This is a genomic window from Pseudomonas sp. NPDC090201 (genome assembly GCF_044746825.1).
GTDB classification, from domain to species: domain Bacteria; phylum Pseudomonadota; class Gammaproteobacteria; order Pseudomonadales; family Pseudomonadaceae; genus Aquipseudomonas; species Aquipseudomonas putida_AD.
In genome coordinates this window covers 64985-90400 of the sequence record NZ_JBIVCX010000016.1, presented here as the reverse complement: position 1 = coordinate 90400, position 25416 = coordinate 64985, and the positions used below count along the sequence as shown (strand labels likewise).

Here is a 25416-nt window from a genome sequence, read left to right as displayed (position 1 = left end):
TGCCCGCGCCCGGGTCTTAACCCCGCGCTGCGTTGACGATGAACTCCTGGTAACCCGAGCCGATCACGTAGAGCGCGAAATAGCAGAAGATCGCCGCCGACACCCAGTAGGAATACTTGAGCAGCCGGTCACCCAGCAACCTGCCGCCGTGGCTGGCCGCAAAGCAGATGAACACGCACCAGGCCACGCCTGCGCTGAAGAAACCGGAAAGAAAGAACGCCGTACTCAGGCTGCCGTGGCCGCCCGCCCGGGAGATGAGCGTACCGCCGACGGCTGCGAACCAGAGGATGGCCGTCGGCGAAGACACTGCCAAAAAGACCCCGCGTGAAAATTCGCGCAGGCCGGAGCGATTGTCGGCGTCTTCGGCCAGTGCCAGATTGTTGTGGCTGCTCAGGGCCGAGATGACCATTTTCACCGCGAAACCGATCAGCAGCACCGATCCGCCGAGCCAGAGCGCCCAGCGCACCCATTCGTATTGCAGCAGCACGGTCATGCCGGCCAGCGCCAGGATCGCATAGAACAGATCGCCGAAACAGGTCCCCAGCCCCAACCAGAAGCCTTGCAGATAGCCGCGTTGCATCGCCAGCGTGATCATTGCGATGTTGGCCACGCCAATGTCCAGGCACAGGGAAAGGCTCAGTAAAAAGCCGCTGGTAAACTCCATGTTGGGTATCCGTCGAGCTGTCGGTGGAAAGAAAGCGCGCAGGATAGCGGGTCCGGCGGGTTTTGCCGACCGGCACGATGGTGAAATCCAGCCATCTGTGGGAGCGGGCTTGCCCGCGAATGCGGTGTGTCAGGCGACCTCGATGGCCCTGCCCCGACGCTTTCGCTGGCAAGCCAGCTCCCACAGAGATTGAGGGTGACCCCGGGGGCGACGCTCAGGCCGCCGGTTGCTTGCGAAAGCTGGTGGCCATGCGGTTCCAGCAGTTGATGGTGGCAATGCCGACCGTCAGGTCCACCACTTCCCTTTCGCTGAACTCGGCGCAAAGCCGGTCATAAAGATCCCCTGCCATCACCGGCCGGTCCAGCAAGGTCACCGCATCGCACCAGGCCAGCGCCAGGCGCTCGCGTTCGCTGAACAGCGTCGAGTCCTGCCACACCACCAGGCTGTGCAGGCGCCGGTCGCTTTCGCCGTTCTTGCGCGCTTCGGTGGCGTGCATGTCGGCGCAGAAGGCGCAGTCGTTGAGTTGCGAAACCCGCAGTTTGACCAGTTCCATCAAGGGCTTGTCGACACCCAGGTCGAAGTTCGCCGCCTCAAGCAGCATCAACGCCTTGAGCGCTGCGGGGGATGCGGTGTAATAGTCCAGACGTGGTTGCACGGCGCGGTCCTGAGTGAGTTTCCCGGAGTCTCAATCTAGGCCCGCAGGCAGCCTGTCACCACGCCCAATCCCCCGAATTCGCAGCAGACCAATCGAACAGCCCCGCCAATAGGCCAATCCGGGTTTTTTTCAGTGCGCAGCTATCCCGCCTTCCCGAGCGCTGGCTAGAATTCTCGAGCATGGGCCAACAGAGCCCTGTCTGTTCAGGAGCCGTTCGTGGAACTTCATATTGTCATTCAGGGCCGCAAGGACCTGGCGAACCAGGTGTATGAGCAACTGCGCGACAGCATCGAATCCGGGCGCCTGGCCGCAGGCGTGCAATTGCCGCCGAGCCGCCTGCTGGCCGCGCAACTGGGGCTTTCGCGCAAGACCATATCCGACACCTACAGCCGCCTGACGTATGAAAACTACCTGGTGGGCAAGATCGGCAGCGGCACCTTCGTCAACACCCTGAGCCGCACCACCCAGCGCCAGCAGATCACATCGGACCTGGCCAGCCTTGCGCTGGTGAAGAAGTGGGCGAACATCTCCCTGCCGCTGCGACACCCCACACTGGAAGGCACCCTGCGCTGCGACTTCATTGGCGGCGCCACCGCCAAGACCCAGTTCCCCCACGACGAATGGCGCCGCTGCACCCAGTACGCCCTGCGCCAGATGTCCCAGGCACGGGGGTTCTATAGCCAGCCGGAGGGCCTGCCGTCGTTGCGCAGCGCCATTGCCGGACACATCGCGTTCTCTCGCGGCGTTCGTTGCGTGGCCGAGGATGTGGTGGTGTGCAACGGCGTGCAGCAGGCGCTGGACCTCATCGCGCGGGTCTTGCTGGAACCCGGTTGCACCGTGGCCATGGAAGACCCCGGCTACACCCCGGCGCGTCTGCTGTTCGCAGCCCAGGGCGCCAATGTGGTCGGCGTGCCGCTGGACGCCGAAGGCATCATCGTCGATCAGATCCCCGAAAACGCCCACGCCATCTACGTCACGCCGTCGCACCAGATGCCACTGGGCATGCCCATGAGCGTGGCGCGGCGCGAGGCCCTGCTGGAGAAAGCCCGGCGCATCGGCGCGATCATCATCGAGGACGACTACGACAGCGAATTCCGCTACGAAGGCCGCCCTACCGATTCGCTGCAGAGCATGGATCAGTTCGGCGTGGTCGCCTACGTCGGCACCTTTTCCAAGACCCTGCTGCCCGAACTGCGGCTGGGCTATGCGGTACTGCCCAAGGCGATTCTGGAAGCCGTGATCAAGGCCAAGCAACTGACCGACTGGCACACCAGCACCCTGCCGCAATGGGCGCTGGCCAAATTCATCAGCGAGGGCTTGCTCAACAAGCACATCCGCCGCTGCCACAGCATCTACGCCAGCCGCCGGGACCGCATCCTGGCCCGATTCTCCGGTGACCTTGCACCCTGGCTCGAAGCCATCCCGTCCACCGCAGGCTTTCACATGGCGGTGATGTTCAAGGTGCCGATCAACCTGCCGCTACTGATCGAACTGGCGCGCAAGGTGGAAATCGGCCTGTATCCGCTGACCGGCTTCTACAGCGATACACCGCCCCGGGACGGCCTGATTCTGGGATTCGGCGCCATCGAGACGCTGGACATCGACCCGGCCATGGACCGCTTGCGCGATCTGCTGGTGCAGATCAGTTGATGAGGTTGGCGATCAGCCTTCCAGGCGCTGGCCGAAGCTGACCGTCAGGCGGTTCCAGCTATTGACCGTGGAGATCAGCAGCGTCAGGTCCACCCGCTCGCTTTCGCTGAAATGCTCGGATAGCCAGGCATAGTCGCTGTCCGGTGCGTGGGTGTGGGCAATGCGGGTCACCACCTCGGTCCAGCCCAGGGCGGCCCGTTCGCGATCGCTGAACAGCGGCGACTCGCGCCAGACGGCCACCGCATAGAGCTTGCGTTCCGACTCACCCTGCAGGCTCGCCTCATGGGTGAAGCGATCCACCGACCAGGCACAGCCATTGAGCTGCGAGGTCCGCAGCTTGACCAGCGCCGCCAGCGTCGCATCCAGCGGCAAGCGGTTGACCGCCTGCTCCAGCGCCTGCATCGCCTTCATCGCCACGGGCGAGGCTTGGTGATAGTCGATTCGGGATGTCATGGCCAGGTTCGCAATAAGAGTCAGGCTGCCAGCTTATGCCTGCCACGTGGCCTGCCCAATAACCAATACCTTGAAAGATCGGGAAGCCAATGCCGCGTCGGTCGCAAGATTCGGACAGCGGTTGCGGGCAGAAAAATGCAGTTGTATGATGACTGTCAACTTTGCAATGTCCATCACAGCATGGTCATTGTCGCCACGCTTCATGCACACTCACCGATTCCCTTTCAGGCCCGCGCCTGATCGATACGATCCAACAATAACAGGAGAAGCAGATGCCTAACGTTCTCGGCCAGAACTTCATCGGCGGCGCCCGCAGCGGCCTCGGCGAAGCGCGCCACAAGAGCCTCGATGCCACCACTGGCGAAGCCCTGCCCTACGCCTTTCACCAGGCCACCGACGGCGAGATCGATGCCGCTGCGCTGGCTGCCAAAGAGGCATTCGGCGAATTCCGTCAGTTGAGCCCTGCCCGTCGCGCCGAGTTCCTTGACGCTATCGCCGACGAACTGGACGCCCTGGGCGATGATTTCGTGGCGCTGGTCTGCCAGGAAACTGCACTGCCGGCCGGCCGTATCCAGGGTGAGCGTGGTCGTACCAGCGGCCAGATGCGTCTGTTCGCCAAGGTGCTGCGTCGCGGCGACTTCCTGGGTGCCCGCATCGACCTGGCCCTGCCAGAGCGCAAGCCACTGCCACGCGTCGACCTGCGCCAGCAGCGTCTGGGCGTCGGTCCGGTCGCCGTGTTCGGCGCCAGCAACTTCCCGCTGGCCTTCTCCACCGCCGGCGGTGACACTGCTTCTGCCCTGGCCGCCGGTTGCCCGGTCGTGGTCAAGGCCCACAGCGGCCACATGGCCACGGCCGATCTGGTTGGCCAGGCCATCGTGCGCGCTGCCGAAAAAACCGGCATGCCCAAAGGCGTGTTCAACATGATCTTCGGCAGCGGCGTGGGTGAAGGCCTGGTCAAGCACCCGGCCATCAAGGCTGTCGGCTTCACCGGTTCGCTGCACGGCGGCGACGCCCTGTGCAAACTGGCGGCCAACCGTCCTGAGCCCATCCCGGTATTCGCCGAGATGTCCAGCATCAACCCGGTGGTTCTGTTGCCTGGCGCCTTGTCGGCCCGCGGCGCAGCCATCGCTGGCGAGCTGGCGGCTTCGGTGGTCATGGGTGCTGGTCAGTTCTGCACCAACCCAGGCGTTGTGATCGGTATCGCTTCCCCTGCCCTGACTGCATTCACCGAGCAACTCAAAGAGCACATGGGTGGCCAGGCGCCGCAAACCATGCTCAACGAAGGCGGCCTGCGCAGCTACAGCAAAGGCGTACAGAAACTGCTGGCGCACCCGAGCGTCACGCACCTGGCCGGCAAACCGCAGGAAGGCCGTCAGGCTCAGGCGCAGCTGTTCAAGGCTGACGTGAGCATGCTGCTCAACGGCGACGAACTGCTGCAGGAAGAAGTGTTCGGCCCGACCACGCTGCTGATCGAAGTGGCCGACGACGCCCAGCTCAAGGCCGCCCTGCAGGCCCTGCGTGGTCAACTGACCGCGACCCTGATCGGTGAAACCGCCGACCTGCAGAAGTACCAGTGGCTGGTGCCGGTGCTGGAAGAGAAAGTTGGCCGTATTCTGGTCAACGGTTACCCGACTGGCGTCGAAGTCTGCGATGCGATGGTCCACGGCGGCCCGTACCCGGCCACTTCCGACGCCCGCGGCACTTCGGTCGGCACCTTGGCCATCGACCGCTTCCTGCGTCCGGTGTGCTACCAGAACTACCCGGACAGCCTGCTGCCGGCCGCGCTGCAAAACGCCAACCCGCTGGGCCTCAAGCGCCTGGTCAACGGCGAATGGAGCACCGACGTCATCGCTTGATGAACGTTGTGCGGCGCTGAAATGAAAACGGCGCGTCCTCGACCGGGCGCGCCGTTTTTTCATGGGCGATTGCCAGCGCGGGCAGGCGCCTTTAGCATCGCCGCCTGCTCAAGTTTCCACGGAACCGAGACCATGAACGACGAATTACAGATCATCGACCTTGAAGAAGGCACCGGAAAAGCGGCGGTCAAGGGCGCGCTGATTACCACGCAGTACACCGGCACCCTGGAAGACGGCACCGTGTTCGATTCCTCTTGGGAACGGGGCAAGCCGTTCCAGTGCGTGATTGGCACCGGGCGGGTGATCAAGGGCTGGGATCAGGGCCTGATGGGGATGAAGGTCGGCGGCAAACGCAAGCTGCTGGTTCCCGCGCAACTGGCCTACGGCGAACGGTCGATGGGCGCGCACATCAAGCCTCATTCGAACCTGATTTTCGAGATTGAGCTGCTGGAAGTGCTGACGCGGGAGGATTGACGCACCTGCGTCGCCCTCACAATCGCCCCCGCCGGCAAGCCGTGCTGCTACGGGGTTGATGTCGTACGCACCACCGTAGCAGCACGGCTTGCCGGCGGGGGCGGACTCATTGACGCCATCGCCCTTCAGCTTGCCACACCCACCCGCGCCAACACCCGCGCCAGTTTGCGCGCCAACTCTTCTTCCTTGTACGGCTTCTGCACGATCAATTGCTGGTCGACGTCGAGGATGTCGATGTCGGCGAAACCGGTGATGAACATCACCGGCAATTCCGGGCGATCGCGCTTGAGCAGATCGGACAGTTCGGCGCCGGTCATGTTGGGCATGGCGAAGTCGGTGAGCACCAGGTCGATCCCGCTGTCGATTTTCTTCAATGCGTCGTGGCCGCTGTCGGCCTCTACCACCGAGTAGCCCAGGGAGCTGAGCATCATCGAGGTCACCGAGCGCACGTCGGGGTCGTCGTCCACCAGCAGGATGGTGCGGTGCAGGTCGTCGGGCTCGGCGTGGCCGGGCATGTCCGACTGGCTGATGACCGGCACGGCGGTCTGCGCAATGCTCGGCAGGTAGACCTTGATGGTGGTGCCGGCATCCTGGGCGGTGTCGATGCTCACCCCGCCGCCGGACTGCTTGGCGAAACCGAACACCTGGGCCAGCCCCAGCCCTGAACCCTTGCCCACGGCCTTGGTGGTGAAGAAGGGTTCGAAGGCCTTGGCCAGCACCTCCTCGCTCATGCCGCAGCCCGAATCGCTGACCGACAGCACCACGTAGGCACCCGGATCAGGGTCTTCAGGCCGCTGCGGCAGGCGATAGACGATCTGGTTCCAGGTGCTCAGGCGCAGTTGCCCGCCCGATGCCATGGCGTCCCGGGCGTTGATCGCAAGGTTGAGGATGATCATCTCGGTCTGGGTCGGATCGACCAGCGCGCTCCACAGGTCATCGGCCAGGCTGGTTTCGACCCAGACGCTGCCTCCCAGGGCCCGCCCCAGCAGTTCGCGCATTCCGGCGATGGTGTCGTTGAGGTTCAACGCCACTGGCTCCAGGCGCTGACGCCGGGAGAACGACAGTAACTGGCTGGTCAGCTTGGCCCCGCGCTCACCGGCTTCGCGAATGTTCTGCAGACGCTGGGGCGATTTGGTGAACACGCCCTTTTCCAGGTCGCGAGTGAGAAAGTTGGCGCTGGTCAGGATCACCGTCAGCAGGTTGTTGAAGTCGTGGGCGACGCCTGCGGTCAGTTGCCCCACTACCTCAAGACGCTGCATCTGCTGCAAGGCCGCCTCGACCCGTTCGCGTTCGCGAATCTGGTCACGCAAACGTTTGTTGGTCGCCGCCAGTTCGTCCATCACCGCGCGCTCGCTGGTGATGTCGCGCACTGCGGCGTACATCAGGCCCTCGTCCGGCACGATGGTCCAGGACAGCCAGCGATAGCCGCCCTCTGCATGGCGCATGCGATTGACGAAGCGGGTGGTGACGTTGCCCTCGGCAACACTGGCGGTCTCGCGCAACGTCGCAGCGAGGTCATCCGGGTGAATCAAATCGCACAGCCCCTGTGCCGTGAATCCCGCACGCTTGAAGCCCAGCGTCGCTTCCCAGGCCGGGTTCAGGGCAATCGGCGTCATGTCCAGGCGCAATACGCCCAGCAATTCCCGGGACAGCTCCCAGGTGCGGTCGCGCTCACGGGTGCGCTGTACCACGCGCTCACTGAGGATTTCATTGAGTTGCAGCAGCGCCTGGGAGGTGCGCTTGCGCTCGCTGATGTCCTGCATGACGCCAGTGAAGCGCACGCACTTGCCGTCCTCGAACAGCGAGCGCCCGTTGGAAAACACCCAGCGCTCCTCGGCGCCGTCGGTCACCAGGCGATGCTCGATCTGAAAGCCGGTGTCGGCAGTCAGCGCGGCCATGACCTTGCTCTGCAGCAGGTCGCGGTCGTCGGGATGGCAACGGGAGAACATGAACGCCATGCTGACCTGCGCCTCGGGAGGCAAGTCGTACAGGGTCTTGCAGCGCTCGTCCCAGAACAGGGTTTCGGTACGCGGATCGTAGGTCCAGACGCCCATGTCCGCCGCTTCGATCGCCAGATGGGCGCGCACTTCGGCGTCCTGCAGGGTCTGCTCGGCGCGCAGGCGCTTTTCCCGCTCGCGGACTTCGGAGACGGCGCGATTGACCGCCTTGGGCAGCATTTTCAGGTTCTGCTTGAGCACGTAGTCGATGGCGCCCATGCGCATCATCTCGACCGCGTGCTGCTCGCCGAAAATACCGGACAGAAAGATGAAAGGCGTCTGTGGCGACAACCGCAGCGCCGTGTTCAGCACCTCGCCGCCGGACGAGCCCGGTAACAGATAGTCGCTCAGGATCAGGTCAAAGTCCTGGGCCAGCAACTCGCGCTCCACGTCCTGGTGCGTATACACCAGGGTGGCGTCGATTGTCAGACCGCTGCTTTCCAGGGTCAGCAACGTCAGTTCGGCGTCGTGCGGGCTGTCTTCGACCAACAGCAGTTTGAGGAGCGGTAGCGGCATGAATAGTCGTCAATAGAGTGAATCGGTCCGTGCCGCCCGGTCTTGCGCAGGCGGCATAGCCCAATCAGGTAAACCGATCAGGACCCCGGACGGCGCGTCAACCGCAGTGAGCCTGGCGGCGGCTCGTTGAGAACGGCCCAGAAAACCCCGAGATCGGAGATTGCCGAGACGAATTCCTTGAATTCGACCGGCTTGACCACGTAAGCGTTCACTCCTAAAGAGTAGGCCCGTTGCAGGTCTGGCTCCTCACGCGAGGAGGTCAGCATGACCACCGGAATACTGCGCAGATCGTCACTCTCGCGGATGGCCTTGAGCACTTCGAGCCCGTCGAGTTTGGGCAGCTTGAGGTCGAGCAACAGCACCGCCGGGTTGCCTGCCGCACGGTCCTGATGCTGGTTGCGTCGGAACAGGTAATCCAGCGCCTCGGCACCGTCACGCAGAACAATCACTTCGTTGGCAAGCTGGCTGCGCTCGAGGGCTACCAGGGTCAGCTCCAGGTCGTTGGGGTTGTCTTCGACCAGAAGAATGGGTTTGAGCATTGGGCGTCTCCTTAGACACTCAAAGGGATACAGTCAGGCTGCGCTTGGGCAGCGATACATAAAAAGTGGCGCCCTGGCCGGGCTCACTGTGGGCCCAGACCGTGCCGTCATGGCGCTCGATGATCCGCCGCACGCTGGCCAGGCCGATGCCGGTGCCTTCGAATTCTTCCATACGGTGCAGGCGCTGGAACACGCCGAACAGTTTACCGGCGTACTGCATGTCGAAACCCACGCCGTTGTCGCGGATATACAACACCTCCTGGCCGTCTTCCTCGTAGCTGCCGACCTCGATCAGGGCCGCGGACTCATTGCGGCTGTACTTGATGGCGTTGGACAGCAGGTTGCGCATCGCCAGGTGCAGGAACGCGGCATCGGCGATCACCACGGGCAAGGGCTCGGGAATGCTCCAGGTCAGATTGCGGCCTTCGTAGTCGGGCTGCATCTCCCGGCGGATCGCATCGACCATCGCGTTGAGGTCGACTTGCGAGTAGCGCATCGCCGAGCGGCCCATCTGCGAGAAGCTCAGCAGGTTGTCCACCAGGGTGCCGGCAAAGCGCGCCGACTCGCCAATGTTCTCCAGAAAGCGCACGCCACGGTCGGACAGCTTGCTGCCTTCGATGTCACCCAGCAACTCGGCGTAGCCTGCGATGTGCCGCAGAGGCGCACGCAGATCATGGGACACGCTGTAGGAGAAGGCTTCAAGCTCCTTGTTGGATTTCTCCAGTTCTTCGGCCAGCGCGGCCATTTCCTCGGCCTTGCGCAGCACGATACCCAGCACCGCCGCGCGCAGTTCGACCACGCCCTCGGTGTCCAGTTCGTCCCAGGGGCGCGAGAAGCCGCGCACGGTTTCCTGCCACAGGGCGAAGCTGTGACGGGGGCTCAAGGTGCCTGAATCATCGACGGATTTTTCAGGCTTGCCCGCCCAGTTCACGACCCGGGTCTGCTCGGGACGGAACCAGATGATGTAGTTCGAATGCAGCTCGGAAATCGCCATCGCCAGCACGCCGCTGACCGACTGGCTCAGTTGCGGCAACTGCGGGATGTCGCGGCCAACGTTGTCGGACTGGAACACCTCGTGGGAGTCACGCTCGCTCAACCATTGGGTCAGGGCCTTGATCTGCTCGCGGTCGGGCGTGTCGCCGTAGACATCCAGCGTTGATTCGGAAATCACCGCCGCGCCCGTCGCGCCGACGAATGCCAGCAGCACGTCGGGCATCGAACGCAGGCCGCCGATCACGCTGTCAAGGTCAGCCATGGCCGCCAGCATCTGCACGATCTGCCGGCGCAGGCTCAACATGCGCTGGGTCTTGGCCTGGGCTTCCTTGGTTTCGATCTGCAGGGACAGCACACTGCCCAGCAATTCGCAGGCGGTGCGGGTCTGGAAACTGACCGAACGCGGCAATGCGTGATGGCAGGAAATCAGCCCCCACAACTGGCCGCGCACCACGATGGAAATCGACATCGACGCCAGGGTCTGCATGTTGCGCATGTACTGGAGGTGCACCGGCGACACGCTGCGCAGGGTCGCGAAACTGAGGTCCAGCGGCGCCCCTGTGACAGGGTTGTGCACCGGCACCAGTGGCGATGCCTGGTAGTTGGCGTCTTCGATGACCCGGATCCGGTTGGCCACGTAGAGGGCGCGTGCCTGGGCTGGAATGTCGGTGGCCGGAAAGCTCAGGCCCAGGTAGCTCGGGTAATCCGCATCGGCGAGTTCGGCGTTGACCAGGCCGTTACCCTCGCCATCGAACCGATAGGCCTTGACCCGGCCAAATCCCGTGATGCGCTTGACCTGCGCCACCGACCGCTGACAGAGCTGGTCGATGCTTTCGGCCTCGTTCATCTGGCTGATGAAGGTGCGCATCAGCGGGTAGACATTGCCGTAGGCCGAGGTCATGTCCCCTGAAGGCTCGAACTCGGCAATCAGTACCCGGTCGTGCCGGTGCGCCATCATCGCAACCGGCTGGCCAGCGCGGCCGCCGCTGCGAAACTTCACATCGCCGACATGAAACGGATTCTGGTCATCGTCATGCAGTGCGGCCAGGCGTTCGAGCAAGTGCTCGCAATCCTCGAACACGTCGGCAAGGCCGGCGCCGATCAACGCCTGCGGCTCAAGCCCCAGCCAGGTCATGACGTTGGCGCTGACCTGGGCGACGGTCATGCTCGCTTCGTCGATGACCAGCAGAAAACCTTGCGGCTGGATGCTGCCGGGAATCTGGATGGGCTCACGGGCGCAGTTATCGATTGCGCTTTGGTGAAGTTCCTGGCTAAGGGTCAAAACGGGGTCTCCTTCACCATCCGGCTCGCCTCGGGGGCGATCGCCAACGGTGGGTGCCTTTGCGTGGGCACAGAATAAATTGGCGCAAACAGTATCAAATATCACACATGGGTGGTTGGTCGAAAACGTCGCAGCAACGCCTGCGACATGAATCCTGGCCGGTCAGGCGTCCAGTACCGCCCTGATTTTGTCGAGCAACTCCACCATCTGAAACGGTTTGATGATCATGTCCATGCCCTCCCCTAGAAAATCCTGGCGGTTCACGGCGTTTTCCGCGTAACCGGTCATGAACAGCACCGGTACGTCGGGTCGCCAGGTGCGCATCTGTTGCGCCAGCTCACGACCATTCATCAACGGCATGCCGACATCGGTGAGCAGCAGATCCACCGTCGGATCATTCTCCAGCATCGCCAGCGCGGTCTTGACATCGCCCACCTGGGTGCAGCGATAACCTGCGTCAGTCAGTACCTCGTTGACGAACATGCGCACCGATTCAGTGTCCTCGACTATAAGGACATGTTCGCCTGCGCCAAGTTCGGCAGGCTTCGCACTCGCAGGCGCGACAGCCGTCTGGTCCAAGGCTGCGGGCAGCATCAGCGTCACTTCCGTACCATGGCCGATCACGCTGCGGATCTGCACATCGCCCCGGGACTGGCGGGCAAAGCCGTAGATGGTCGACAGCCCCAGGCCAGTGCCCTCGCCCAGGGGCTTGGTGGTGAAGAACGGGTCGAACACCTTGTCGATCAACTGGTGCTCGATGCCCACGCCGTCGTCGCGCACCGTCAATGCGATGTAAGGGCCATCCGGCAGGCGGGAGTTGCCCTGGGAGTACGCCTCGAAGGTGCTGATCCAGACATTGCCGCCCTCGGGCAGCGCGTCCCGGGCGTTGATCGCAAGGTTGAGCACCGCGCTTTCCAGCTGGCTGGCATCGACCATGGCCACGGCGCTGCGGGAGGTGAGCTCCAGGGTCAGCGCGATGCGCTTGCCGATGGTGCGGCTGAGCAGGTCTTCCAGGGAACGCACATGCTGGTTGACGTCGGTTGGTCGCGTATCCAGGGGTTGTTGCCGGGCGAATGCCAGTAGCCGATGGGTCAGCGCGGCTGCGCTCTTGGCCGACGCCAGGGCCGCATCGGCGTAACCGAGCACCTTCTCGGTTCGACCGTCAGCCGTGCGCTTCTTGATCAGCTCGAGGCCGGTGACGATGCCGGTCAGCAGGTTGTTGAAGTCGTGGGCAATGCCGCCTGTGAGCTTGCCGATGGCGTCCATTTTCTGCGCCTGCAGCAATTGCGCCTCGGTGCGCGCGTGCTCGGCGACCTTCTGCGCCAACTGGCTGTTGACGCTGTCCAGTTGCTGGCGATGGGATTCTTCCCGGCGCCGATGCTCGGTCACGTCCTCGACAAACACCAGGCTCAGGCCCGGAACCCTGTAGGGCGAAACCTGCCACTCGGTCTCCCGCAACTCGCCGCGAACCCGCATGGTCAGCGTGCCCTTCCAGCGTTCCTCGGCCTTGAGCGCGTCGCGCAGGCCGGCAATGGCGTGATCCTGGTCGTCGCTGAAACAGGCTGGCAGGGCGCCGGTAGCCGCCCCCTGGGCGATCAGCCGGGCGAAGGCGTGATTGCATTCATGAACGCTGAGCTCGCCGTCCATCACGGCAATGGGCGCAGACACGTTGACGAAAATCTCGCGAAAGCGGTTTTCGCTGTCACGCAGGGCAAATTCGGTGTCACGCACCCGCAACAGCGTGCGCAGGGTCGCCAACAGCACATCAGGATCCACCGGGTGCACCAGATAGGCATCGGCGCCCGCTTCGAGGCCGGTGATGATATCGCCGGTCTGGATCGACGCCGCCGATACGTGGACCACCGGCAGCAACGCCGTGCGCGGTTCGGCCCGCAGTTGGCGCACGATGTCGAAGCCGCTCATGTCCGGCAGGTTGACGTCCAGGATCAGCGCATCGGGAATCTGCTCGGCGATCATTGCCAGGCCATCGGTGCCCGTGCCCGCTTCCAGGACGCAGAAGCCCTGGCGCTCCATGCGCCGGCGCAAGGCATAGCGGGTGGCAACGTTGTCATCGACGATCAGCAGGCGCGTGTCAGCTTTCATCGACGTTATCCTCGGCCAGCGCCAGGGCAATCACCACATAGAAGGTGGACCCCACGCCAGGCTGGCTTTCCAGCCCCACCCGCCCGCCAAGCAGTTCGGCGAAGCGCTTGCACAGCGACAGGCCCAGCCCGGTGCCCCGCAGGCGCTTCTGCAGCGGCGAATCGACTTGGGTGAAATCCTCGAACAGCGCCCCGTGCAGTTCCTGCGCAATGCCGATCCCGGTATCGCTGACCGCGAAGCGAATTTCCTTGTCGCCCTCAAGCCGGGCCGAGACCCGCACCTCACCGCGCTGGGTGAACTTCAGGGCATTGGAGATGAAGTTGCGCAGGATCTGCGCCAGCTTCTTGTCATCGGTATACAGCCGCGGAAGGCCCACAGGCTCTTCGAAGATCAGGTCCACCGCCGAGGTATCGACGATGGGGCGGAACATGCCACGCAGCGCCGAGAACAGGTCGAACATGTCGAACCAGGCCGGCGAAATGGTGATGCGCCCTGCCTCGATCTTCGCAAGGTCCAGCAGGTCATCGACCATTTCGCTCAGCTCGCGCGCGGCGGTGCTGACGAAATCCACCTGCTTGTGCTGTTCGGGGCTCAGCGGGCCGTCCAGTTCGTCGCGCAGCAGGCTGGCGATGCTCAGGATCGAACCCAGTGGCGTGCGGAACTCGTGACTCATGTAGGAAAGGAAGCGGCTCTTGAGGTCCGAGGCCTGGCGCAGCTGTTCTGCCTGCATGTCCAGTTCGGCATACAGCGCCAGTACGCCCTGGTTGGTTTCGTCCAGTTCGGCGCGAAGCGCAGCGGCCTCGTCACGCAGTTGCCGAAGCTCGTCCGATTCCTCAAGGGTTTCGTGGGCAGGGTGGTCAGTCATCAAGCTTCTCCAGCGCCAATACCAGTACGGTCACGTCATCCCTGCCCCGACAATAATCGCGGTGCAACACCGCCGCGATGATAGCCGGATGCCGATACATCAGGCCCGGATAGTCATGCAGATTCCAGCGCGATTGCAGGCCATCGCTGTACATCACCAGCAGTTGTCCTGCGCATTGAGCGTAGTCCACGGCCAGCACCTTCCGGTACTGCAAACCGACGATGCCGGGATGGGACGCCATGCCGCGCATCTTGCCTTCAGAGACCAGCGCCGCGCCAATGTTCCCGATGCCGACAAAGCGCACCCGTTCATCCCGGCCTTCGAAGCGGGCGATAGCCACCGCGCCGCCGCGAGTGCCGCGCATGTCATGGTGAATGTCTTCGAGCAACATCACGGGGTCCGCAAAGGGTTCGCGAGCGAAGGCTGCAGCGCCAGCCCTGGCCGCCGTTTCAGCTTCCGGGCCATGGCCCAGGCCATCGATCATCAGCACGCTGACGCTCTGGCCGCTGACTGCGACTTCCCAGGCATCGCCGCAGGCCGGGTCATCGTGCAGCGAGTGCTGGCTGATGCCCACGCGCAAGTCCGTGAAGGCTGCCGTGCGCGGATAGAACCGGGTCAGCAGCACCGTGCCGCGGCTGTCGCTGTGCACGTCGAAGACCTGGGCCTGACGCAACATCGCGCCCAGTCCGATGCCCTGGGTGCCGCGGGTCGAGACGCCATCGGGCATGCAGACGTGGACGTCGAACCCCTGCCCCCGGTCGATCGCGATCACTTCGATGCCGGGCACTGCGGCGGGCAACGCACGCAGGTGCAGCTCACCCAGGGTGGCGTGCTTGAGGATGTTGCTGGCAAGCTCAGTGACCACCAGCGCCACGCGGCCAGAATCGACCGCATCGAACCCCAGTCCCTCGGCGAGCTTCTGGGTGGTGCGCCGGGCGTGGCCGACCTGGCTGGCGTCCTCGATTTTCAGCACCTGGGTCAGGCTGCTGTGCAGTTTCAGGTCCATTTGCAGATCGTCACGCGTGTCCCTGCGCCAGGCGCTGTGTCCAGTTCGAAGTCATCGACCAGCCGTTTGGCGCCGGTCAGGCCCAGGCCCAGCCCGCTGCCGGAGGTCCAGCCATCGGTCATCGCCAGCTTGATATCGGGAATGCCAGGTCCTTCGTCGCGAAACGTCAGCCGCAGCCCCGTCCGGCTACCGTCCTCGACGATCTGCCAGTCCATGTCACCGCCGCCGCCATAGACCATGGTGTTGCGCGCCAGCTCGCTGACGGCGGTCACCAGCTTGGTCAGGTCGATCAGGCGCATGCCGCACTCCTGCGCCAGTTTGCGCGCCAGTTGCCGCGCCAGCACAACGTCCTGCTCGGCATGGATGGCCTGGGTGCCGCTGCTGCGCACGTTCATTGTGAATACGTCCGCTCACGCAACAGCGTCATGCCCCGCTCGACGTTCAGCGCCGTACTGACGCCGGGCAGCGTCATGCCCAGTTCCACCAGGGTGATGGCCACCGCTGGCTGCATGCCCACCAGTACGGTTTCGGCGTCCATGATCCGCGACAGGCCCGAGATCATCCCGATCATGCGCCCGATGAAAGAGTCGACCATGTCCAGCGCCGAGATATCGATCAGCACGCCTCGGGCGGATGTCCGGCTGATGCGCTCGGACAGGTCGTCCTGCAGTTGCAGGGCGAGTTGGTCGTGCATGTCGACCTGAATGGTCACCAGCAGAAAGTCACCCATCTGCAGAATCGGAATGCGTTCCATGGACCTACACCGCCTTGGTGACGGTCAGGCCCAGGCGGCGCAACGCAAGCGCCAGGGCGTCGGCCAGGTTGGCTTTGGTGACCACGCCTTGCAGGTCCAGCCCCAGGTGCACGATGGTCTGGGCGATCTGCGGACGCACGCCGCTGATGATGCAATCGGCGCCCATCAGGCGAATGGCGGTCACGGTCTTGAGCAGGTGCTGGGCCACCAGCGTGTCAACGGTCGGCACGCCGGTGATGTCGATGATGGCGATTTCAGAACCGGTGTCGACGATGCGCTGCAACAGCGACTCCATCACCACCTGGGTGCGTTGCGAATCCAGGGTGCCGATCATCGGCAGCGCCAGCACGCCGTCCCACAGCTTGACCACCGGGGTGGACAGTTCCAGCAGTTCTTCCTGCTGGCGCTTGATCACGCCCTCGCGGGATTTCTGGTAGATGCGGATGGTGTGCATCGCCAGCAGGTCCAGCAGTTGGGAGATTTCCCAGGTCTGTTCAGCGAGCGCCTGTGGCTGGCCGGCGAAGGCCTCTTGCAGCACCGCGAACAGCGGGCCTTTGAGGGCAAAGATGAAGTGCGCGGTCTGCTGCGAATCCTGGCCTGCGAGGGCGCGCTGATGGGAGAGCTTTTCCAGGAACAGTCGGGTCTCGTCCCATTCGGCAGCGGTGATGCCCTGCGGCGCGCCGCGTTCGAGCGCTACCATCAGCAGATCGAGAAACTCGCCGGTTTGCTGCTTGACGTCATCACCCTTCAGGTTGCGCATGGCACCGCTGGCTTCAAGATCGGCCAGCCAGCGTGCAGACAACTGAGCTTCGGCACGTTTGAGGGAATCGACGGTGGTTTGTTGCAGTGCTGCCATGGCGTAGCTCCTGAGAATGGGCGCGACTTCTTGTCGGGCACAGCGCCCGATGACAAACAAACATAGGAGAAGAACATCGTCAGCGGATCGGTTTTTCAAAACCGTGCGCTAACTCCTTAAAGACAAAGCATTTTTAGTGCTGCGAATAAAGCGAAGGGAATACGCCGCTGCCTGGTTGGTGTCAAGGTAACATCACCCAGCGCCAAAGGTTCCATTACCTGATACGAATTTGAACGATTTTCTGCATGCCTTGAAATCCGCGCTTACCCGGCGCGGCCAAAAGCGTTCAGGGAAAGGGGTTCGGCACCGAAGGGTGTGGCGCAGGTGCGCAAGTCATAACGCAGCTCGGCGATGAGGTCGGCGACCGCACGAATGGTGGTCAGGTTGGCGATGGACAGCTCCTCGACCCGCATGGCCACCCTGCCGGTGTCCGGGTCAAAGATCTTCACCATCAAGGCGCCGCCGGGCATGACCGTGCATTCGCATGCCAGGGGCAGGAAAGCACTCTCCAGCGTCCTGCGCAGTTCCGGAGTAAACAACATCGCATCACCTCCTTGTGGGTTCAGGCAGGCGCCACCTCACCCTCCGCGCCCAGACCGAAAACTCATTGTAGCCGGGCGTTTTGCGCGCAACCGGCGGTATCACTGCGCTGTGCGCTGGCTCACAGAACCCGATGGGCTTATTTCAGTTTTCCGGACGCGCGCGCCATGCAACGCACCCGGCGCTCCTCCACACGCTGGGCGAACCAGGCGGTGGTGAGCTTGCGGGTGATCTTCGGGCTTTCCAGCACGATGCCCGGCAGGATCGCCCTGGGCAGCGGCCTGCCAGCAGCCTTGTCGGCCAGGGCATAGACTTGCTTGTAGAGATCGGTGTCCTCGAAGGCCAGGGTCTCGCCCTTCTCGAGGTCGCTGCGGATCGTGGTGTTGCGCATGCCCAGTTGCGTGTGCAGGCTGCGCACAGCCAGTTCGGTCTGGCCCAGCGACGGCCCGAAACCATAGGCGATCAGGTCGCCATCCAGGGCCAGGCGCTTGCCGGAGACCCGCGCCACTGCACTCTGGAACGCGGCGTTGCGGCTGGCGTACCAGCCGGCATTGAAGTCGGCGAAGCGGTACAGGGGTTTGTCATAGCTGACCGGATAGCCCAACAGGTGGGCTATCCCGAAATACATGCCGCCCCGTCGGGTGAACACCTCATGTCGGATGGAGCCCTCAACGGTGTAGGGATAATCCTGGGCCTGACGCTGGGCAAACTCGATGCTGACCTGCATGGGGCCTGCGGTGTGCACCGGGTTGAAGTTGCCGAACAGCGTGCGCCCCAGCGGCACCATGCCGATGAAATCATCGAAGATCAGGCTCAGGTCCTTTTCGGTGCGCGCCGCGCTCAGTCGCTCGTTGTAGGTCTTGCCGGTGGGTGAGCGAATATCCAGCGCGCTGCGCACCAGCAGGTTGGGAATGTGAGCTTTGCTGGCGCGGCGGTCGATTTCATCCTGGGCGATCTTGCCCATGCCGGGCACGGCGGGATCGACCTTGAAATTGGACTCCTGCTCGGTCACGGCCAGCACCGAACAGAGGTTCTCGACGGTGGGGTCGAGCTTCTGGCTTTCGAAGGCTGTGTAGATATCGGTGGCCCAACCTGGCCGGTCCGCGACACTGACAGGCAGCAGGCGCACGATTTCGCTGCGCACCACGTCCGGAGCGGGCGGCGGTGTCTGGTTGCGCTGGGTGCCGCAAGCGGCCAGAAACGCCAAAATGACCAGCAGGCCGATATTTCTGGCGGACCGTTCTACGCTCATTCTCAGATTTCCTCGCTGGATGTCGGCGCAGCCTATGCCCGATTGATAGCGCAGGTCCAATAGAGCCTATTTGAAAAGGAACCCGACATGCCTAGATCCGCACTCATCTTGGTGGATATCCAGAATGACTACTTTCCCGGCGGCAAATGGCCGCTGGTCGGTGCCGACACTGCCGCCGACAACGCCGCCAGGGTGCTCAAGGCCACCCGCGAGGCGGGTGATCTGGTGGTGCATATCCGCCATGAGTTCACCAGCGATGACGCGCCCTTCTTCACCCCGGGTTCTGCCGGGGCGAACCTGCATTCGAAGGTCGCGAACCTGCCTGATGAAACGGTGATGCTCAAGCACTTCCCCAATTCGTTCAGGGAGACCGGCCTTGAACAATTGCTCGATCAGCACGGCATCGAGGATGTCACGGTGGTCGGTTCCATGAGCCACATGTGCATCGACGCCACCACCCGCGCCGCAGCCGACCTGGGATACAAGGTCAAAGTCGTGCACGACGCCTGCGCCACCAAGGACCTGGAATTCAATGGCACCCTCATCCCCGCCGCCCAGGCCCACGCCGCGTATATGGCGGCGTTGGGGTTTGCCTATGCAGAGGTGGTGTCGACCCAGGATTTCCTGCAGCGCTGATTTCCGCGGTCCTGTACGCGCGCTCCTACAGCGATGGGGGGATGCCTGTTTAGAACGTGTCGCCTGGCATACCGCGATCGCGAGCAAGCTCACTCCTACAGGATTTTTGTTCGCCGGGTGCCAGGCGGCGGGTGCGGACGCTGTAGGAGCGCGCTTGCCCGCGACGGCGGCGGGACGGACGAAGGCGATTCAACTGATTCACCACGATCCTTTGTAGGAGTGAGCTTGCTCGCGATAACGGTTTGCCTGCTTGCGCATCATCGTCTGGAAGGCCGCCGTCGCGGGCAAGCGCGCTCCTACAGTGATGGGGGGATGCCTGTTGCGAACGTGTCGCCTGGCACACCGCGATCGCGAGCAAGCTCACTCCTACAGGATTTTGGTTCGCCAGGTGCCAGGCGGCAGGCGCGGACGTTGTAGGAGCGCGCTTGCCCGCGACGGCGATGCATGGGACACCACAGCATGCGCAGATGCAACGCCACCGCGGGCAAGCATGCTCCTGCAGATGCAAACGTTAGTGGACAGAAGAAGATTGATTGGTGTTGTACGATGACGTATAACGAAGACTTCGTATTGAGTTGTCCATCCAACGCTAATCACGAGCCTCTAATAAAAATGACAATGCACACACTCACACGCCACAACTACGCCTCCAAACCCTCCTCCCTGCACCGCGAACCCTTCTCGCGACCCTGTTGCAACAGACATCCATAGCCCACGACTGCCCTGACCAGGCTTCGATAGCACGCGCGCGAATGAGGCATGTCGTCTGACAACGGCCCACTGCCGCACGACCTCTTTGCGACACCGACACCCCACGCACCCCTTTGAGGGTACGGAGAGAAACATGGACCCAAGAATAACAATCATCCTCTGCCTGACCGCCGGCTACTTCATCGTCATGTCGTACATCGGCTACAGCGTGCGCAAACACGCCAAGAGCAGTGACGGCTTCACCGGAGGCGGCCGCAGCTTTCCTCCCTTTCTGATCGGCGCCCTGCTGCTGTCGGAATTCATCGGCAGTTCGGTGAGCATCGGCACCGCGCAAAAAGGCTTCGAAGCCGGCATTTCCGCCGCCTGGAACCTGGTCGCCCTGTCCATGGGCTTCCTGTTGCTGGCCCTGGTGCTCGCCAAGAAGTACCGCGAGACCGGCCTTAACACCATTTCCGGGATCCTCGCCCAGAACTACGGCCAGGGCACGCGCTACGCGGCCTCGGTGCTGACCATCTGCGCCCTGAGCATCGTTTCGGTGGCCTTGTATGCCAGCGGCGGCGCGGTACTGGCCGCGGTACTGAACATCGACAAGACCCTGGCGATCCTGCTGGTGGGTGTGATCACGGTGTTCTATGTCAGCGTCGGCGGCATGCGTTCGGTGGTCTACACCAACTTCGCCCACGCGGTCATCAAGTACATCGGCATCGTCCTGGCACTCGCCTTCGCGCTGAACGCCACCGGCGGTATCGGTGCGATGCAGGCCAGGCTGCCTGCCGCCATGTTCGATTTCACCGGTGTGGGCTGGGGGCAGATTTTCGCCTGGATGATCGGCGGCATCGGTTCGATCTTCGCCACGCAATACGTGATTCAGGCGCTGGTCAGCACCAAAGACCACAAGACCGCCAAGCGCGCGTGCTTCTACGTATCGTCGCTGATGATTCCGTTCGGCATCATGGCCGCGCTGATCGGCATGGCGAGCGCCTACCTGTACCCCGGCATCAAGTCCATCGACGCCTTCCCTGCCCTGATCGCCCACATGCCGACCTTCTCCGCAAGCCTAGTGGTAATCGGCCTGGCCGGTGCATTGTTCGGCGGTATCTCGGCCAACACCCTCGCCTCGGCAACCCTGGCGATGAAGGATTTCTACGACCCCTTCTTCAACAAAGAGAAGAACGATCGCAAATCGGTGGTGTTCATCCGTCTGGCCATCGTGGTGATCGGATTCCTGCCGCTGATCCTCGCGCTGTTCGCCGACAAGATCCTGCTGATCGCCTTCCTCGGCAAAGCCCTGCGCGCCACCCTGGCGGTAATCGTGCTGATGTGTTTCTACGCACCGAAATTCGGCTCGGGCCGAGGCGCACTGGCGGGCGTGATCCTGTCGGTCATCTCCACCATCGGCTGGTTCCTGGCCGGCAACCCGTACGGCATCGACAGTTCGTACTTCGCCCTGTTCGCCCCGCTGCTGACCATGGCCATCGCCGAACTGCTCAAGACCGGGCGTTCCGAGGCGCAACCTGTGTTAAACAAGAACGGCTGATTCCGTCTTCATCCGTGCAATCGGTGCGTGGCTCGCGCCGCACGAGCCACGCCACAAGGAGGAAAAAATGAGCGACAAGAAAGCTGATGTGCTGGTCTGGGGCCCGATGCATGCCTCGCTGACCGCAGGGCTGAACCGCGACTTCAACGTGCACAACCTCTGGGAGATCAAGGACCTTGACGCCTGGGTCGCTGAACACGGCGCCAAGGTGCGTGGCGTGGTCACCAGCGGTGTCTTTGGCACGGACAACGCCCTGCTGGAGCGTTTGCCCAACCTGGAAGTGGTCAACAGCTTCGGCGTCGGTTATGACGCCAACGACACCGATTATCTGGCCCGCCGCGGCATCAAGCTGAGCAACACCCCGGACGTGCTGAACAATGCCGTCGCCGAAACCGCACTGGCGCTGATGCTCTGTGTGTCCCGGCGTATCAGCGAGGCCGAGCGCTTCGTGCGGGCCGGCAAGTGGACCAGCGGGAAATTCCCGCTGGGCAACGACCTGTGCGGCAAGACCTGCGGCATCGTCGGCCTGGGCAAGATCGGCAAGACCATCGCCAAACGCGCCGCAGGCTTTGACATGAACATCGCCTACTACCGTCGTGGCCAGGCTTATGCCGATGTGTCCTACACCCATTACGGTGACTTGCAAGAGCTGGCCAGGGCTTCGGACTACCTGGTGGTGATCGTGCCGGGCGGCCCGGAAACCGAGCGCCTCATCAACCGTGACGTGCTCAAGGCCCTGGGTTCCAGATCCTTCCTGATCAACGTCGCCCGTGGCTCGGTGGTGGATGAACAGGCGCTGGTCGGCGCGTTGCTGGAAGGCGACATCGGCGGCGCCGGGCTGGACGTCTTCGAGGACGAACCCAATGTGCCGGCCGAGCTGATGAAGCTCGACAACGTGGTCCTGACCCCGCACATCGGCAGCGGCACTTTCGAGACGCGCCAGGCCATGGCGGATCTGGTGTTCGCCAACGTCAGCCAGTATTTCGAGGACAGCTCTCTCGTCACCCCGGTCCAATTGTGACCTGTAGCAGTTCGGCTTGCCGGCGGGAGCGGTATGTCAGTGGAAATATCTTTCATAGACACACCGCTCCCGCCGGCAAGCCGTGCTGCTACGTTTCGTCAAATCTCCCGACCGTAGGTCAGTCTTCACCCCCGCCTGCCAACTTTTCCGGATAATGCCGGTCCAATCGCGCCATTAGCGCTCGTAGCCTTTATTGAACAACCCGGGGGAATCCTGCTTGAACATTGCCGGTGTCATTTTTGATTGCGACGGGACCCTGGTGGACAGCGAACGACTGGCCGCCGGGCTTCTGCGTGACATTTTGCAGGAACATGAGGTTTCGCTGAGTCTTGAGCAGGTGCTGGGCCGCTTCCGTGGCGTGCAGTTTGCCCTGTGCATGGAAGGCCTTTGCCGCGATTATCCCTGGCTGCCCAACATCGAGATCGTCAACAGTTTCCGCGCCCGCACCCTGCCGCTGCTGCAGGAGCGCCTTGAAGAAATGCCAGGCGCGGTGGAGTTCGTGCGCAGCCTCTCGCTGCCCAAATGCGTGGCCTCCAACGGGCCGCGCAGCAAGATCGAAACCTGCCTGAGCACCGTGGGCCTGCTGGATGTGTTTCATGGTTTGATCGTCAGTGCCTACGAAGTGCAGGCCTGGAAGCCTTCGCCGGTGCTCATCGAGCATGCGGCGGATCTGCTGGGGCTCAAGCCCGAGGAATGCCTGCTGGTGGAAGACAGCGTGCCGGGCGTTCAGGCCGGCCTGGGCGCAGGCGCGCAGGTGGCCGGGTATGGACATGACACCGACTTTTCCGAGTTTTTCGACCACGCCAATTTTCACCGAGTGCAGAATTTCGGCGAGTTGCGCGAGTTGGTACAGCGCATCAGCTAAAAGCATCACACCGCTCCCGATTCGATTGAAAATCCATCCATTCGACGCTTGTTAGTCGCCCTTCAACCCGATACTGTATATAAAAACAGTATCGGGTATTTCCATGCAGCTGATCGACAAGCTGAGCATCCTCGCCGACGCCGCCAAGTACGACGCCTCCTGCGCCAGCAGTGCCGCGCCCAAGCGCAGCTCCGAGGGCAAGTCCGGGCTTGGCAACAGCACCGGCATGGGCATCTGCCACAGCTATACGCCTGATGGCCGCTGCGTCTCGCTGCTGAAAATCCTGCTGACCAACTTCTGCCTGTATGACTGCCAGTATTGCGTCAACCGCCGCTCCAGCGACGTGCCCCGGGCGCGCTTCACCCCTGAGGAAGTCGTCACCCTGACCCTGGATTTCTACCGGCGCAATTGCGTCAGCGGGTTGTTCCTGAGCTCCGGCATCATCCGCTCGGCCGACTACACCATGGAGCAACTGGTGCGCGTTGCCAAGCTGCTGCGCGAGGAACACGAGTTTCGCGGTTATATCCACCTCAAGACCATCCCCGAAGCCGATCCCGCGCTGATCGAGGAAGCCGGACGCTACGCCGATCGCCTGAGCGTGAACATCGAACTGCCGACCCAGGCCGGCCTGCAGACGCTGGCGCCGGAAAAGGAAATGGGCTCGATCAAGCAGGCCATGAACACCATCTACACCGGCCAGCAGACAGTGCTCAACGAACCCAGGGCGCCGCGCTTCACCCCGGCCGGGCAAAGCACGCAGATGATCGTCGGCGCCGATGACACCGACGACAGCACCTTGCTGCACACTGCCGAATCGCTGTACGGCGACTATCGCCTCAAGCGCGTCTATTACTCGGCGTTCAGCCCCATTCCCAACAGCCCGAAAAGCGTGCCGCTGGCCGCCCCGCCGCTGATGCGCGAGCACCGCCTGTACCAGGCGGACTTCCTGCTGCGCGGCTATGGCTACAGCGCGGGTGAACTGCTGGCAGGGCCGGGCCACCTGGCGCTGGACATCGACCCGAAACTGGCCTGGGCGCTGGAACACCGTGACGTCTTTCCGCTGGACCTCAACCGCGCCGAACCTGCGATGATCGCGCGCATTCCCGGCATTGGCATCCGCACCACAAAGCGGCTGGTCGAGTTGCGCCGCGAACGGCGAATTCGCTATGAAGACCTCACCCGCCTGCGCTGCGTACTGGCCAAGGCCAGGCCGTTCATCATCACCAGCGACTACCATCCACGTTCTGCCGAGAGTTCCAGTGTCTCGCTGCGTGAGCAGTTGCGTGACCGTCCGCAGCCGCAACAGATGGCGTTGTGGGCATGATCATCCTCGACTGCGACGACCGGTTCGACACCTGGCGCCAACAGGCGCGCTGGCTGTTGAGCCATCAGATCGATCCCGATCAGGTCAGTTGGAGCCTGCGCGAGGACGCCGACCTGTTCAGCACCGACCAGCAGTACCCTGACACGCCTGGGCCTTTTCAGGCGCGGGTGCCGATGGCCTTGCTCGACCTGCTGCAGAACGCCGGCCAATATTGCGGCGAGCAGCGCTGGAGTCTGTTGTACGAGGTGCTGTGGCGGGTCAGCCATGGCGACCGCACCGCGATGCTGGCCGGGGACAAGCTGGGCAGCGAACTGCATCGGCGCCTCAAGCGGGTCAGTCGTGAAGCGCACCACTTGCATGCATTCCTGCGTTTCGTTGCCCTGCCCGGTGCAGCCCATGGCAAGGATCTGGCGGTAAAAGCCGCGCTGCTGGAAACCCACAAGCTGCCGGAGTTCGTGGCCTGGCATGAACCGGCCCATGACATCCTGCTGACTGCCAGCGAACATTTCATCGGGCGCATGGGCAGGCATTGCTGGATGATCGCAACGCCCAAGGATGGCGTGTTTTACGACGGCGAGCGTCTGGTCTATCAGCGCCAGTGCCCCGAGGCCTGGAAGACCCTGGCGCGCAACGCCGAAGATCCCCACGGCGAATTGTGGCTGACCTACTACAGCCACATCTTCAACCCGGCGCGGCTCAACCCCAAGGTGATGCAAGGGCACCTGCCTGCGCGTTTTTGGAAGAACTTGCCCGAGGGGCCGCTGATTCCGGCGCTGATCAGCGAAGCGCGTACCGGCAAGCAGCGAGATGGTCAGGCCCGGCAGATTGCCGAGCGGCGAGGAAAGGTAATTCGCAAGAGCAGTTGAT

General features: G+C 63.0%; 23 protein-coding genes. 9 read left to right on the top strand and 14 right to left on the bottom strand.

Annotation, left to right across the window (positions count from 1 at the left end; genetic code table 11):
* Positions 1 to 16 precede the first annotated feature (16 nt).
* The gene (locus tag ACIPOO_RS25660; protein ID WP_274135792.1) at positions 17 to 664 is read right to left on the bottom strand and encodes a LysE family translocator; all 648 of its coding nucleotides are present in this window, start codon (positions 662 to 664) and stop codon (positions 17 to 19) included.
* Between the two features lie 214 nt (positions 665 to 878).
* On the bottom strand, positions 879 to 1319 hold the full coding sequence (locus ACIPOO_RS25655) for a carboxymuconolactone decarboxylase family protein (protein ID WP_400610709.1): 441 nt from the start codon (positions 1317 to 1319) through the stop codon (positions 879 to 881).
* A gap of 216 nt (positions 1320 to 1535) precedes the next feature.
* Between ACIPOO_RS25655 and ACIPOO_RS25650 the strand changes: the two genes are divergently transcribed.
* Complete coding sequence (locus ACIPOO_RS25650; protein WP_400610707.1) at positions 1536 to 2969, top strand: PLP-dependent aminotransferase family protein; 1434 nt, start codon at positions 1536 to 1538, stop codon at positions 2967 to 2969.
* A 12-nt stretch (positions 2970 to 2981) separates the two neighbouring features.
* Here ACIPOO_RS25650 and ACIPOO_RS25645 read toward each other — a convergent pair whose 3' ends face one another.
* On the bottom strand, positions 2982 to 3422 hold the full coding sequence (locus ACIPOO_RS25645; RefSeq protein ID WP_274135795.1) for a carboxymuconolactone decarboxylase family protein: 441 nt from the start codon (positions 3420 to 3422) through the stop codon (positions 2982 to 2984).
* Between the two features lie 272 nt (positions 3423 to 3694).
* On the opposite strand from ACIPOO_RS25645, the gene ACIPOO_RS25640 reads away from it, so the two are divergent.
* Positions 3695 to 5278, top strand: a complete 1584-nt coding sequence (locus tag ACIPOO_RS25640) for an aldehyde dehydrogenase (NADP(+)) (protein ID WP_400610705.1) — start codon at positions 3695 to 3697, stop codon at positions 5276 to 5278.
* A 132-nt stretch (positions 5279 to 5410) separates the two neighbouring features.
* Positions 5411 to 5752 (top strand): FKBP-type peptidyl-prolyl cis-trans isomerase, encoded by a 342-nt coding sequence (locus tag ACIPOO_RS25635; protein WP_400610703.1) that lies wholly within the window; start codon positions 5411 to 5413, stop codon positions 5750 to 5752.
* A gap of 125 nt (positions 5753 to 5877) precedes the next feature.
* On the opposite strand, the gene ACIPOO_RS25630 is transcribed toward ACIPOO_RS25635, so the two are convergent.
* From ACIPOO_RS25630 to ACIPOO_RS25580, 11 genes are all read right to left on the bottom strand, one after another.
* On the bottom strand, positions 5878 to 8265 hold the full coding sequence (locus ACIPOO_RS25630) for a response regulator (protein WP_400610701.1): 2388 nt from the start codon (positions 8263 to 8265) through the stop codon (positions 5878 to 5880).
* A 77-nt stretch (positions 8266 to 8342) separates the two neighbouring features.
* Positions 8343 to 8804: a response regulator gene (locus ACIPOO_RS25625; protein ID WP_274135799.1), complete on the bottom strand. Its 462-nt coding sequence runs from the start codon at positions 8802 to 8804 to the stop codon at positions 8343 to 8345.
* A gap of 19 nt (positions 8805 to 8823) precedes the next feature.
* Complete coding sequence (locus ACIPOO_RS25620) at positions 8824 to 11079, bottom strand: ATP-binding protein (protein WP_400610698.1); 2256 nt, start codon at positions 11077 to 11079, stop codon at positions 8824 to 8826.
* 162 nt (positions 11080 to 11241) lie between these two features.
* Positions 11242 to 13182, bottom strand: a complete 1941-nt coding sequence (locus ACIPOO_RS25615; RefSeq protein WP_400610696.1) for a response regulator — start codon at positions 13180 to 13182, stop codon at positions 11242 to 11244.
* Complete coding sequence (locus tag ACIPOO_RS25610; RefSeq protein ID WP_274135803.1) at positions 13172 to 14047, bottom strand: sensor histidine kinase KdpD; 876 nt, start codon at positions 14045 to 14047, stop codon at positions 13172 to 13174. The genes ACIPOO_RS25615 and ACIPOO_RS25610 overlap by 11 nt, the downstream gene beginning before the upstream one ends.
* Entirely contained in the window at positions 14040 to 15053 is a 1014-nt protein-coding gene (locus tag ACIPOO_RS25605; RefSeq protein ID WP_400610694.1) for an ATP-binding protein, read from the bottom strand. Before ACIPOO_RS25605 ends, ACIPOO_RS25610 begins: the two co-directional genes overlap by 8 nt.
* Positions 15044 to 15448, bottom strand: a complete 405-nt coding sequence (locus ACIPOO_RS25600) for an anti-sigma regulatory factor (RefSeq protein WP_400610692.1) — start codon at positions 15446 to 15448, stop codon at positions 15044 to 15046. The genes ACIPOO_RS25605 and ACIPOO_RS25600 overlap by 10 nt, the downstream gene beginning before the upstream one ends.
* Entirely contained in the window at positions 15445 to 15807 is a 363-nt protein-coding gene (locus ACIPOO_RS25595) for an STAS domain-containing protein (RefSeq protein WP_274135807.1), read from the bottom strand. Before ACIPOO_RS25595 ends, ACIPOO_RS25600 begins: the two co-directional genes overlap by 4 nt.
* A 4-nt stretch (positions 15808 to 15811) precedes the next feature.
* Complete coding sequence (locus tag ACIPOO_RS25590; RefSeq protein ID WP_274135809.1) at positions 15812 to 16663, bottom strand: STAS domain-containing protein; 852 nt, start codon at positions 16661 to 16663, stop codon at positions 15812 to 15814.
* 263 nt (positions 16664 to 16926) lie between these two features.
* Positions 16927 to 17205 carry a DUF1652 domain-containing protein gene (locus ACIPOO_RS25585; RefSeq protein ID WP_274135811.1) on the bottom strand — a complete coding sequence of 93 codons (279 nt, stop codon included), beginning with the start codon at positions 17203 to 17205 and terminating at the stop codon, positions 16927 to 16929.
* 137 nt (positions 17206 to 17342) lie between these two features.
* Positions 17343 to 18455 (bottom strand): DUF1615 domain-containing protein, encoded by a 1113-nt coding sequence (locus tag ACIPOO_RS25580; RefSeq protein ID WP_400610689.1) that lies wholly within the window; start codon positions 18453 to 18455, stop codon positions 17343 to 17345.
* Positions 18456 to 18542: 87 nt separating this feature from the next.
* Between ACIPOO_RS25580 and ACIPOO_RS25575 the strand changes: the two genes are divergently transcribed.
* The 6 genes from ACIPOO_RS25575 (at position 18543) to ACIPOO_RS25550 (ending at position 25415) form a co-directional block, all read left to right on the top strand.
* A complete protein-coding gene (locus ACIPOO_RS25575) occupies positions 18543 to 19091 on the top strand; it encodes a cysteine hydrolase family protein (RefSeq protein ID WP_274135815.1) in 549 nt (182 codons plus the stop codon).
* Between the two features lie 844 nt (positions 19092 to 19935).
* On the top strand, positions 19936 to 21339 hold the full coding sequence (locus ACIPOO_RS25570) for a sodium:solute symporter family protein (RefSeq protein ID WP_400610687.1): 1404 nt from the start codon (positions 19936 to 19938) through the stop codon (positions 21337 to 21339).
* Positions 21340 to 21406: 67 nt separating this feature from the next.
* Positions 21407 to 22360, top strand: coding sequence for a 2-hydroxyacid dehydrogenase (locus tag ACIPOO_RS25565; RefSeq protein WP_400610685.1), 954 nt, complete (start codon positions 21407 to 21409; stop codon positions 22358 to 22360).
* A gap of 217 nt (positions 22361 to 22577) precedes the next feature.
* A complete protein-coding gene (locus tag ACIPOO_RS25560) occupies positions 22578 to 23225 on the top strand; it encodes an HAD family phosphatase (RefSeq protein WP_274135820.1) in 648 nt (215 codons plus the stop codon).
* 103 nt (positions 23226 to 23328) lie between these two features.
* Positions 23329 to 24549, top strand: a complete 1221-nt coding sequence (locus ACIPOO_RS25555) for a putative DNA modification/repair radical SAM protein (protein WP_400610683.1) — start codon at positions 23329 to 23331, stop codon at positions 24547 to 24549.
* The gene (locus ACIPOO_RS25550) at positions 24546 to 25415 is read left to right on the top strand and encodes a TIGR03915 family putative DNA repair protein (protein ID WP_400610681.1); all 870 of its coding nucleotides are present in this window, start codon (positions 24546 to 24548) and stop codon (positions 25413 to 25415) included. Before ACIPOO_RS25555 ends, ACIPOO_RS25550 begins: the two co-directional genes overlap by 4 nt.
* The last annotated feature ends 1 nt before the right edge of the window (position 25416 follow it).

What these genes read in the sequence shown, in the direction of transcription:
- ACIPOO_RS25585 (WP_274135811.1), bottom strand. Translation starts at nt 17,205, where the DNA reads ATGTTGTTTACTCCGGAACTGCGCAGGACGCTGGAGAGTGCTTTCCTG.
- ACIPOO_RS25645 (WP_274135795.1), bottom strand. Translation starts at nt 3,422, where the DNA reads ATGACATCCCGAATCGACTATCACCAAGCCTCGCCCGTGGCGATGAAG.
- ACIPOO_RS25630 (WP_400610701.1), bottom strand. Translation starts at nt 8,265, where the DNA reads ATGCCGCTACCGCTCCTCAAACTGCTGTTGGTCGAAGACAGCCCGCAC.
- ACIPOO_RS25570 (WP_400610687.1), top strand. Translation starts at nt 19,936, where the DNA reads ATGGACCCAAGAATAACAATCATCCTCTGCCTGACCGCCGGCTACTTC.
- ACIPOO_RS25625 (WP_274135799.1), bottom strand. Translation starts at nt 8,804, where the DNA reads ATGCTCAAACCCATTCTTCTGGTCGAAGACAACCCCAACGACCTGGAG.
- ACIPOO_RS25550 (WP_400610681.1), top strand. Translation starts at nt 24,546, where the DNA reads ATGATCATCCTCGACTGCGACGACCGGTTCGACACCTGGCGCCAACAG.
- ACIPOO_RS25555 (WP_400610683.1), top strand. Translation starts at nt 23,329, where the DNA reads ATGCAGCTGATCGACAAGCTGAGCATCCTCGCCGACGCCGCCAAGTAC.
- ACIPOO_RS25565 (WP_400610685.1), top strand. Translation starts at nt 21,407, where the DNA reads ATGAGCGACAAGAAAGCTGATGTGCTGGTCTGGGGCCCGATGCATGCC.
- ACIPOO_RS25610 (WP_274135803.1), bottom strand. Translation starts at nt 14,047, where the DNA reads ATGACTGACCACCCTGCCCACGAAACCCTTGAGGAATCGGACGAGCTT.
- ACIPOO_RS25580 (WP_400610689.1), bottom strand. Translation starts at nt 18,455, where the DNA reads ATGAGCGTAGAACGGTCCGCCAGAAATATCGGCCTGCTGGTCATTTTG.
- ACIPOO_RS25635 (WP_400610703.1), top strand. Translation starts at nt 5,411, where the DNA reads ATGAACGACGAATTACAGATCATCGACCTTGAAGAAGGCACCGGAAAA.
- ACIPOO_RS25590 (WP_274135809.1), bottom strand. Translation starts at nt 16,663, where the DNA reads ATGGCAGCACTGCAACAAACCACCGTCGATTCCCTCAAACGTGCCGAA.
- ACIPOO_RS25605 (WP_400610694.1), bottom strand. Translation starts at nt 15,053, where the DNA reads ATGGACCTGAAACTGCACAGCAGCCTGACCCAGGTGCTGAAAATCGAG.
- ACIPOO_RS25575 (WP_274135815.1), top strand. Translation starts at nt 18,543, where the DNA reads ATGCCTAGATCCGCACTCATCTTGGTGGATATCCAGAATGACTACTTT.
- ACIPOO_RS25595 (WP_274135807.1), bottom strand. Translation starts at nt 15,807, where the DNA reads ATGGAACGCATTCCGATTCTGCAGATGGGTGACTTTCTGCTGGTGACC.
- ACIPOO_RS25615 (WP_400610696.1), bottom strand. Translation starts at nt 13,182, where the DNA reads ATGAAAGCTGACACGCGCCTGCTGATCGTCGATGACAACGTTGCCACC.
- ACIPOO_RS25660 (WP_274135792.1), bottom strand. Translation starts at nt 664, where the DNA reads ATGGAGTTTACCAGCGGCTTTTTACTGAGCCTTTCCCTGTGCCTGGAC.
- ACIPOO_RS25600 (WP_400610692.1), bottom strand. Translation starts at nt 15,448, where the DNA reads ATGAACGTGCGCAGCAGCGGCACCCAGGCCATCCATGCCGAGCAGGAC.
- ACIPOO_RS25640 (WP_400610705.1), top strand. Translation starts at nt 3,695, where the DNA reads ATGCCTAACGTTCTCGGCCAGAACTTCATCGGCGGCGCCCGCAGCGGC.